General features: G+C 73.7%; 6 protein-coding genes. 1 reads left to right on the top strand and 5 read right to left on the bottom strand.

From position 1 onward, the window contains the following. Nucleotides 1–61 precede the first annotated feature (61 nt). The 3 genes from ACO1BR_RS10525 to deoC are packed head-to-tail and all read right to left on the bottom strand — an operon-like array spanning nt 62 to nt 3,362. A complete protein-coding gene (locus ACO1BR_RS10525; RefSeq protein ID WP_426794760.1) occupies nt 62–922 on the bottom strand; it encodes an aldehyde dehydrogenase family protein in 861 nt (286 codons plus the stop codon). Beyond that, nucleotides 915–2,351, bottom strand: a complete 1,437-nt coding sequence (locus ACO1BR_RS10520) for an aldehyde dehydrogenase family protein (protein ID WP_426794759.1) — start codon at nt 2,349–2,351, stop codon at nt 915–917. Before ACO1BR_RS10520 ends, ACO1BR_RS10525 begins: the two co-directional genes overlap by 8 nt. A 6-nt stretch (nt 2,352–2,357) precedes the next feature. Continuing rightward, nucleotides 2,358–3,362 (bottom strand): deoxyribose-phosphate aldolase, encoded by a 1,005-nt coding sequence (gene deoC, locus ACO1BR_RS10515; RefSeq protein ID WP_426794928.1) that lies wholly within the window; start codon nt 3,360–3,362, stop codon nt 2,358–2,360. Nucleotides 3,363–3,533: 171 nt separating this feature from the next. Between deoC and ACO1BR_RS10510 the strand changes: the two genes are divergently transcribed. Continuing rightward, on the top strand, nt 3,534–4,160 hold the full coding sequence (locus tag ACO1BR_RS10510; protein ID WP_426794758.1) for a PH domain-containing protein: 627 nt from the start codon (nt 3,534–3,536) through the stop codon (nt 4,158–4,160). A gap of 68 nt (nt 4,161–4,228) precedes the next feature. Here ACO1BR_RS10510 and ACO1BR_RS10505 read toward each other — a convergent pair whose 3' ends face one another. Both ACO1BR_RS10505 and ACO1BR_RS10500 read right to left on the bottom strand, forming a co-directional pair. Continuing rightward, complete coding sequence (locus ACO1BR_RS10505) at nt 4,229–5,440, bottom strand: hypothetical protein (RefSeq protein WP_426794757.1); 1,212 nt, start codon at nt 5,438–5,440, stop codon at nt 4,229–4,231. A gap of 197 nt (nt 5,441–5,637) precedes the next feature. Next, nucleotides 5,638–7,320 (bottom strand): phospho-sugar mutase, encoded by a 1,683-nt coding sequence (locus ACO1BR_RS10500; RefSeq protein WP_426794756.1) that lies wholly within the window; start codon nt 7,318–7,320, stop codon nt 5,638–5,640. Nucleotides 7,321–7,431 lie beyond the last annotated feature (111 nt).

The following is a 7,431-nucleotide window of genomic DNA, read 5'->3' as shown; positions in this document are numbered from 1 at the left end:
CCCCTGTCGGGTGAGGTCCCGCGCCGTTCGCCGTACCGGTATGCGGTCCGCCGAAGACCGGTCAGACGCCCATCGGGTGCCAGACCGTCTTCGTCTCCAGGAAGGCCAGCAGCCGCTCCGTGCCCGGGTCGGCCGTCCAGTCCGCGGCCCGCGGGCGCAGCACCCGCTTGAGGTTGTCGGCCGCCGCCGTCTCCAACTCCCCGGCCAGTTCGGCGCCGGCGCCGGTGAGGTCGATGGCGTTGACGTCCTGGTGGGCGGCGAGCGGAGCGGCCAGCTCCGCCGTGCGGCCCGAGAGGAGGTTGACCACACCGCCCGGCAGGTCGGAGGTGGCCAGCACCTCGGCCAGCGACAGCGCCGGCAGCGGGGCCTTCTCCGAGGCCACCACCACGGCCGTGTTGCCGGTGACGATCGCCGGGGCGATCACCGAGACCAGGCCCAGGAACGACGACTCCTGCGGGGCCAGCACGGCGACCACACCGGTCGGCTCCGGGGCGGACAGGTTGAAGTACGGGCCCGCGACCGGGTTCGCCGAGCCGGCGATCTGGGCGACCTTGTCGGACCAGCCCGCGTACCAGACCCAGCGGTCGATCGCCGCGTCCACCTGCGCCGCGGCCTTCGCCTTCGACAGCCCCTCGGCGTCCGCCACTTCGGCGGTGAACTGGTCCCGGCGGCCCTCCAGCATCTCCGCGGTGCGGTAGAGGATCTGGCCGCGGTTGTACGCGGTGGCGCCCGACCAGCCGCCGAACGCCTTGCGGGCGGCGACCACCGCGTCCCGTGCGTCCTTGCGGGAGGCAAGCGGGGCGTTGGCGAGCCAGTTGTCCTTTGCGTCGGTCACCTCGTACACCCGCCCGCTCTCGGACCGGGGGAACTTGCCCCCGACGTACAGCTTGTAGGTCTTGAGAACGCTCAGGCGATCAGACATTGAGGTACGCCTCCAGACCGTGTCGGCCGCCCTCGCGGCCGAAACCCGACTCCTTGTAGCCGCCGAACGGCGAGGCCGGGTCGAACTTGTTGAACGTGTTGGACCAGATGACGCCCGCGCGCAGCTTGCTCGCCATCCACAGCATCCGGGAACCCTTCTCGGTCCAGATGCCCGCCGACAGGCCGTACGGCGTGTTGTTGGCCTTGGCCACCGCCTCCTCCGGCGTACGGAAGGTCAGCACGGACAGCACCGGGCCGAAGACCTCCTCGCGGGCGATCCGGTGGGCCTGGGTGACGCCGGTGAACAGCGTCGGCGCGAACCAGTAGCCGGAGCCCGGCAGTTCGCACGCCGGCGACCAGCGCTCGGCGCCCTCGGCCTCGCCCGCGTCGGCCAGCTCGGTGATCCGGGCCAGCTGCTCGGCGGAGTTGATCGCGCCGATGTCGGTGTTCTTGTCGAGCGGGTCGCCGACCCGGAGGGTGGCCATCCGCCGCTTCAGCGCGTCCAGCAGCTCGTCCTGGACCGACTCCTGGACCAGCAGCCGCGAACCGGCGCAGCAGACGTGGCCCTGGTTGAAGAAGATGCCGTTGACGATGCCCTCGACGGCCTGGTCGAGCGGCGCGTCGTCGAAGACGATGTTGGCCGCCTTGCCGCCCAGTTCGAGGGTGAGCCGCTTGTCCGTACCGGCGACCGTGCGGGCGATCGCCTTGCCGACCTCGGTGGAGCCGGTGAAGGCGACCTTGTCGATGCCGGGGTGGGCCACCAGCGCGGCGCCGGTCGAGCCGTCACCGGTGACGATGTTGACGACACCCTTGGGGAGGCCCGCCTGGCGGCAGATGTCCGCGAAGAACAGCGCGGACAGCGGGGTGGTCTCGGCGGGCTTGAGGACGACGGTGTTGCCGCAGGCCAGCGCCGGGGCGACCTTCCACGCCAGCATGAGGAGCGGGAAGTTCCACGGGATGACCTGGCCGGCCACGCCCAGCGGCTTGGGGTCCGGCCCGAAGCCGGCGTGGCCCAGCTTGTCCGCCCAGCCCGCGTAGTAGAAGAAGTGCGCGGCCACCAGCGGCAGGTCGGCGTCCCGCGACTCGCGGATCGGCTTGCCGTTGTCCAGCGTCTCCAGGACGGCCAGCTCGCGCGAGCGCTCCTGGATGATCCGGGCGATCCGGAAGAGGTACTTGGCGCGCTCGGCGCCGGGCAGCGCGGACCACTTCCCGAACGCGGTGCGGGCGGCCTTCACGGCCCGGTCGACGTCGTCGGCGGTGCCCTGGGTGTACTCGGCCAGCACCTCTTCGGTGGCCGGCGAGACGCTCTTGCGCAGGTCGCCGCCCGTGCCCTCGGTGAACTCGCCGTCGATGAACAGCCCGTAGGCCGGTGCCAGGTCGACGACCGCGCGGGACTCGGGCGCCGGTGCGTAGTCAAATGCTGAGCTCATAGCGGTTCAGTCCACCGTCACGTAGTCGGGGCCGGAGTAGCGGCCGGTGCTGAGCTTCTGGCGCTGCATCAGCAGGTCGTTGAGGAGGCTGGAGGCGCCGAAGCGGAACCAGTCGGCGCTGAGCCAGTCCTCGCCCACCGTCTCGTTGACCATCACCAGGTACTTGAGCGCGTCCTTGGTGGTCCGGATGCCGCCGGCCGGCTTCACGCCGACCTGGACGCCGGCCTGCGCGCGGAAGTCGCGGACGGCTTCGAGCATGAGGAGGGTGACCGGCGGCGTGGCGTTCACGGCCACCTTGCCCGTCGAGGTCTTGATGAAGTCGGCGCCCGCGAGCATCGCGAGCCAGGAGACCCGGCGGACGTTGTCGTACGTCTGGAGCTCGCCGGTCTCGAAGATCACCTTGAGGTGGGCGGCCGTACCGTCGGGCCGTGCGCACGCCTCCTTGACGGCCTTGATCTCCTCGAAGACGTCCAGGTAGCGGCCGGAGAGGAAGGCGCCCCGGTCGATCACCATGTCGATCTCGTCGGCGCCGGCCGCCACCGCGTCCCGGGTGTCGGCGAGCTTGATGGGCAGCGCCGCCCGGCCCGCCGGGAAGGCGGTGGCGACGGACGCGACATGGATCCCGGAACCGGCCAGCGCCTCCTTGGCCGTGGCGACCATGTCCGGATAGACGCAGATCGCCGCGACCTTCGGGACGGACTGATCCGTCGGGTCCGGATGGATGCCCTTGGCGCACAGCGCCCGGACCTTGCCGGGGGTGTCGGCGCCTTCGAGCGTCGTCAGGTCGATCATCGAGATGGCCAGGTCGATGGCGTACGCCTTCGCCGTGGTCTTGATCGAACGGGTGCCGAGCGCGGCGGCGCGGGCCTGGAGCCCTACGGCGTCGACGCCGGGGAGTCCGTGCAGGAAACGGCGCAGCGCTCCGTCGGAGGCGGTCACATCCGCCATCGACGCCAGTCGCCCCGCGGCTTCGTTGCCGGATGCGGGTACTTCCGAAATGGCAGTGGGCATGGTCACGAGGGGAGCATATCTACGCGCGTAGCGACATGCCAGCCCCCCTTCCTGACCGGATTGCGCGGCCGCCGGTGGACGGCCACGACCTGCCGCCATCGATGCGGTGACGCAATGACCGATGCCGTAACGCAATGTCCGCCATGCGGACGGTCGGGCAGAATCGGCGGCATGACGAGCCCGGACCGGTCCACCCCGCCCCAGCAGCAGTACGCGGAGCGCAGCTACCGCTCGCCCGCGGCCCTGGCCGGCGGCGCGCTGCTCCTCCTGCTCGGCCTCTGGCTCGGTGTCGACGCGGTGCTGCACGGCACCCTCCACACCAAGCTCACCGCGGTCTTCGTCCTCCTCCTCGGCGTGCCGCTGGTCATCGCCTTCACGCTCCGGCCCCTGGTCAGGGCGAGTGAGGACCGGCTGACGGTGCGCAACCCGTTCCGTACGATCACGCTGCCCTGGTCCGCCGTCGAGGAGCTGCGGGCGACCTTCTCCGCCGAGGTGTGCACCGGCGGCGGCAAGTACCAGCTCTGGGCCATCCCGGTCTCGCTGCGCCAGCGCAAGAAGGCCGCCCGGCAGCCGGCTCGCGGCGCGGGCCCGGCCCGGCCCCGCTTCGGTCTCCAGGCGGACGCCGGTCCGGCGCCGCGCGCGATGGCCGACCAGGCCCTGGCGGAGCTGCGCGAGATCAGGGAGCGCGCCGCCCACCGCGAGAGCGCGCGGGGCGAGCCGGAGGTGCGCTGGGCGTACGCGGTCATCGCGCCGAGCGTGGCCGGCGCGGTGGGGCTCGCGGTGACGCTGGCCCTGTAGGGTCCGTCCGATGGCGGTCAGGTGCGGACGGGCCCTGGCGGCGCCGGGGCCCCGGCCGGGCCCGCCCGCTACGGCGCGCCGGTGTACACCAGCATCATGTACGCGCCCACGTAGGCCGACGCCAACGCCGCACCGCCCAGCGCCAGTACGGCCGTTCGGCGCCGCGCCCGGACGATCCCGCGGGCCAGCGGCAGCAGCAGCGGGAAACCGGGCAGCAGGAAGCGGGCGCGCGGGAAGTACACCCCGCCGCTGCCCAGCACGATCGCCAGCAGCACACCGCTGAACACCAGCAGCGGCAGCGGCTGCCGGTCGGCCACGCACAGCACGTACAGCACGCCCGACCCGATCAGCACCAGCGAGATCACCACGTAGAACAGCTGCGGCCGGGCCTGGTAGCCGAGGATCGAGCGGAGCGAGCGCAGCGTCTGGACGCCGCCGTCCCATTCGTTGTGCCACATCTTCTGGACCGCGAAGTAGCCGTCGGCGCGGCCGAGTCGCAGCCCCACCCAGCCGACGTAGCCGAGCCAGCCGAGCGGCGCGAGGAGGGCCGCGGCGAGCAGCCGGGGGGCGGGTGCGGCGGCCGCCGCACCGCCGGGCCGCCGCCGGAGGGCGAGCAGCGCGCACAGCGAGACCGCCGCGGCGAGCGCGAGGCCCGTGGGGCGGGTCAGGCCGGCGAGCAGCGCGAGGCCGCCGGCCGCCAGCCAGCGCCCCGTCAGCACCGCGTACAGCGACCAGGCGGCCAGCGCCGTGAACAGCGACTCCGTGTAGCCCATCCACTCGATCACGGCGACCGGGGCGGCGCCCCACAGGACCGCCAGGGCGGTGCCGACCCGGCGTCCGTGGAGCCGGTCGCCGACCGCGAAGACCCCCCACGCCGCGAGCAGCGAGCAGCCGACGGCGATCAGCAGGCCGGCCGTCGCCCGGGAGCCGGGCGTGACCGCGGCGACGGCCTTGATGAGCACCGGGTAGAGGGGGAAGAAGGCGAGGTTGTTCTCGTGGAAGTCGTGGCCGAGGGTGTGCTCGTAGCCGTGGCCGGCGATGCCCAGGTACCAGCCCGAGTCCCACTGGGTGGCCAGCAGCGGCCACAGTCCGTGGTGCCGGGCGTGCGCCCACTTCATCAGGACGAGGGTCCCCAGGGCGCGGACGGCGGCGTAGCCGAGCAGCGCGGGCGCGGCCCTGCGGAGCGCGACGGCCAGGGCGCCGACCGTCTCGTGCCGCCGGGACGGCGGCGGCCCCGGGTGCGCCGGGGCGGCGGCCGGCGGGGGTGCGGTCGTGGGCACGGCGCAACTCCTGGAGGACTGGGTCCGGGCGCGGGGAACGTCCGGCTCCAGCGTTCCGCGCTCCGGCCCGGCCCGCCGCGAAGAGCTGCGACAGGTGCAGTACGGGTGTCACCCGTAAGGGCCGGGCTCGCGGGAGCCCGGCCCTCAGCGCCTGTCCGATGGGTCGGGGTCGGACAGGCCGTACGGTGTGTGGCCGCTCAGATCCCGGCCGCCGCCGACACGTCCTTCTTGATGGCGGCCAGCGCCGCCGCGGCCGTCGTCCGGGCGCCGGGCAGCGCCGCCGCGTCGGCCACCGGCACCACGACCTCCAGGTAGCACTTGAGCTTGGGCTCGGTGCCGCTGGGCCGGACCACCACCCGGGCCGCCTCGATGCCGTCCGCCGGCGCGCCCGCCAGGTAGTAGCGCAGCCCGTCGGTCGGCGGGAGGGCGGCGCTGCCCTCGTTCAGGTCGTCCGCCCGGGTCACCGCCAGGCCGGCCAGCGCGGTCGGCGGCCGCTCCCGCAGCCGGCGCATCGCACCGGCGATCAGCGACAGGTCCTCGACCCGCACCGAGAGCTGGTCGGTGGCGTGCAGGCCGAACTCCACGGCCAGTTCGTCGAGGAGGTCGGCCAGGCCGCGACCGGCCTGCTTCAGCTCCGCGGCCAGCTCGGTGATCAGCAGCGCGGCGGTGATGCCGTCCTTGTCGCGGACGCCCTCGGGGTCGACGCAGTAGCCCAGCGCCTCCTCGTAGGCGTAGCGCAGGCCGTCGGCGCGGGCCAGCCACTTGAAGCCGGTCAGCGTCTCCTCGTACGGGAGCGAGGCGCCCGCCGCGATACGGGACATCAGCTGGGAGGAGACGATCGTCGTCGCGAACGTGCCCGCGGCGCCCTTGCGGACGAGGTGCGCGGCCAGCAGCGCGCCGACCTCGTCGCCGCGCAGCATCCGCCAGCCCTCCGGCGTACCGGGGGCGGGCACGGCGACGGCGCAGCGGTCCGCGTCCGGGTCGTTGGCGATGACGATGTCGACGCTGCCCGGGGCCAGGGAGCGGGCGGTGGCGAACGCGAGGTCCATCGCGCCCGGCTCCTCCGGGTTGGGGAAGGCGACCGTCGGGAAGTCCGGGTCGGGCTCGGCCTGTTCGGCGACGACCGCGGGGGCCGGGAAGCCGGCGCGCGCGAAGGCGGCGACCAGGGTGTCCCGGCCGACGCCGTGCATCGGCGTGTAGACGACGCCGATGTCCCGGGCCGACCCGGGGGTCAGCACCGCGTCCGTACGCTCCAGATAGGCGGTCAGCACGGCCTCGTCGAGGGTCTCCCAGCCGGCCTCCGGGCGCGGCACGTCGGCCAGCGACCGGACCGCGGCGATCCGCTCGGCGATCCCGGCGTCCGCGGGCGGCACGATCTGTGAGCCGTCGCCCAGGTAGACCTTGTAGCCGTTGTCCCGCGGCGGGTTGTGGCTGGCGGTCACCTCGACGCCGGCGACCGCGCCCAGGTGCCGGATGGCGAAGGCCAGCACGGGGGTCGGCAGCGGGCGGGGCAGGACCGCGGCGCGCAGACCCGCACCGACCATGACCGCCGCGGTGTCCCGCGCGAAGTCGGCGCTCTTGTAGCGGGCGTCGTAGCCGACGACGACCAGGCCATCCCCTTGTCCGCTGTCCTTCAGGTACGCCGCGAGCCCGGCCGCCGCCCGGATGACCACGGCGCGGTTCATCCGCATCGGACCGGCGCCCAGCTCGCCGCGCAGCCCGGCGGTGCCGAACTGGAGGGTGCCGGCGAACCGCCCCGCCAGCTCGTCGAGATCCGCCGCCTCGATCAGCTTGGCGAGCTCGTCCCGGGTCTCCGGGTCGGGGTCCTCGGCCAGCCACGCCTGTGCCCGGCTGATCAGCTCCGCGGGAACGGTAGCCACGTGATGCTCCTGCCTGTGGATGCGTTGTGGGGGTTGCGTACGGTCCGGCCGGCCCCGCGCGCGGCAGCCGCCGGCCCGTGCCCGGCCCCCGCCGGCAGCTGGATTCTGCCG

Origin of the sequence: Streptomyces sp. YGL11-2, assembly GCF_050054615.1 — a bacterium.
Taxonomy (GTDB): domain Bacteria; phylum Actinomycetota; class Actinomycetes; order Streptomycetales; family Streptomycetaceae; genus Streptomyces.
This window is presented reverse-complemented; position numbering and strand designations above follow the sequence as displayed.